At 56.4% G+C, this 1,949-nt stretch carries 3 protein-coding genes; 1 reads left to right on the top strand and 2 read right to left on the bottom strand.

The features are described 5' to 3' along the window. On the top strand, positions 1-409 hold a 409-nt coding region (locus B2R48_RS03895), incomplete at its 5' end, for an energy-coupling factor transporter transmembrane component T (RefSeq protein WP_296998032.1). Between the two features lie 110 nt (positions 410-519). On the opposite strand, the gene fghA is transcribed toward B2R48_RS03895, so the two are convergent. Both fghA and B2R48_RS03885 read right to left on the bottom strand, forming a co-directional pair. Continuing rightward, positions 520-1,377 (bottom strand): S-formylglutathione hydrolase, encoded by an 858-nt coding sequence (fghA, locus tag B2R48_RS03890; RefSeq protein ID WP_296998030.1) that lies wholly within the window; start codon positions 1,375-1,377, stop codon positions 520-522. A gap of 77 nt (positions 1,378-1,454) precedes the next feature. Beyond that, positions 1,455-1,949, bottom strand: a 495-nt coding sequence (locus tag B2R48_RS03885; RefSeq protein ID WP_296998026.1) for a zinc-binding dehydrogenase, incomplete at its 5' end; no start/stop codon positions are given.

Raw genomic sequence — 1,949 nt, 5'->3', positions numbered from 1 at the left:
GGCGCAGACCAAGCCGATCCTGTGGCTGATGGTGATCTTTTTTGCCGTTCAGCTTTGGCTGAATGACTGGCAGGCGGGGTTGCTGGTCATCACCCGGATTGCCGCAATTGTTATGTTTGCCGCGCTTGTGACCCTGACCACCAAAACGTCCGACCTGCTGGCATCGCTGGAACGCGCCATGCAGCCCCTGCGCCCGATTGGCGTCAATCCGGAAAAGGTCAGTCTGGCAATTTCAATGGTGCTGCGCTTTATCCCGGTGATTGCACAGGTTGCTCATGAAATCCGTGATGCCCAGCGTGCGCGCGGCCTTGACCGGTCCATTGTTGCGATGGTGGTGCCGCTGATCATCCGCACGCTTAAAATGGCCGATGATGTCGCCGATGCGATTGATGCGCGCAGTTTTGATTAGGGCTTGGTGCCGCTTTCGATCACTTGATGCCAACAGGAAAAGCCCCGACACGCCTGAGGGGGGAAGTCGGTAGGGCGGCGTGCCGGGGGAGTCGAAGATCGTTGGTGCAATCAGCTCAGTCCAAGATGCTTGGCGTGGAAGCGGATATGATCTTCGATAAAGGTCGAGATGAAATAGTAGCTGTGGTCATAGCCATCCTGAATGCGGATGGTGACCGGGTAGTTTGATGTCTTGGCGGCTGCTTCGAGCACTTCGGGCTTAAGCTGCTCGGCCAAAAAGCCATCTGCACCACCTTGATCGACCAGGGCCGGGGTCTGAACATCGGGCGCACTTGCGGCCTTCATCAGTTCCGAGCTGTCCCAGTCTTTCCAGGCTGATTTGTCATCCCCCAGATAATTGCCAAGCGCCTTCTGGCCCCACGGGCAATTGATCGGATTGGAAATCGGTGCAAAGGCGGTAACAGACTTGAACGTGCCCGGATTGCGCAGCGCAATCATCAGTGCGCCATGACCGCCCATGGAATGACCGGAAATCACCGCATCATCGTTGACCGGGAAGTGATCCTTGATCAGTGCGGGCAGTTCCGTGGTCACGTAATCATACATCCGGTAATTGCGCGCCCACGGCTCCTGCGTGGCATTGACGTAAAAGCCCGCCCCCTTGCCGAAATCATAGGCTTCGTTCTCGTCATCGGGGACATGATCGCCGCGCGGGCTGGTGTCCGGAGCGACGATGGCGATGCCCAGTTCGGCGGCAATGCGAAATGCACCGGCCTTCTGCATGAAGTTTTCATCCGTGCAGGTCAGGCCCGACAGCCAGTACATGACCGGCACCTTTGCGCCATTGCTGGCCTGTGGCGGCAGAAAGATCGCAAAGCGCATGTCACAGCCAAGGGTGGTTGACGGGTGGGTATATTGCTTTTGCCAGCCGCCAAAGACCTTGTTGCTTGAAGAATTCTCGATACCCATATCGGGGTCTCCTTCTGATCGGCCACTGCCGGAAAATTTCCGACAGTGGCGCAATTATTCAAACGTTTATGTGTCGATCAGTAATGGATAACCGAACGAATGCTTTCGCCTTCATGCATCAGGTCGAACGCTTCGTTGATGTCTTCAAGCTTCATGGTATGGGTAATGAAGTCCGAGAGCTTGAACTCACCGGCAAGGTAACGTTCAACATAGTCTGGCAGCTGCGAGCGGCCCTTGACGCCGCCAAACGCCGTGCCGCGCCAGACGCGACCGGTGACCAGCTGGAACGGACGGGTCGAGATTTCCTGACCGGCACCGGCAACACCGATAATGACCGATTCACCCCAACCCTTGTGGCAGCACTCAAGTGCGGAACGCATGACATTGACATTGCCGATGCATTCGAACGACCAGTCAACACCACCGTCGGTCAGCTCGACAATGACTTCCTGGATCGGCTTGTCATAGTCTTTCGGGTTGATGCAATCGGTTGCGCCCAGTTTCTTGGCGAGGTCGAATTTCTTTTCGTTCAGATCGATGGCAACGATGCGACCGGCACCGGCCATCTGTGC

The sequence above is a fragment of the Thalassospira sp. UBA848 genome (assembly GCF_002295455.1).
Taxonomy (GTDB): Bacteria; Pseudomonadota; Alphaproteobacteria; order Rhodospirillales; family Thalassospiraceae; genus Thalassospira.
This window is presented reverse-complemented; position numbering and strand designations above follow the sequence as displayed.

Coding starts and splice junctions, on each gene's coding strand:
- fghA (WP_296998030.1), bottom strand. CDS start 1,377: ATGGGTATCGAGAATTCTTCAAGCAACAAGGTCTTTGGCGGCTGGCAA.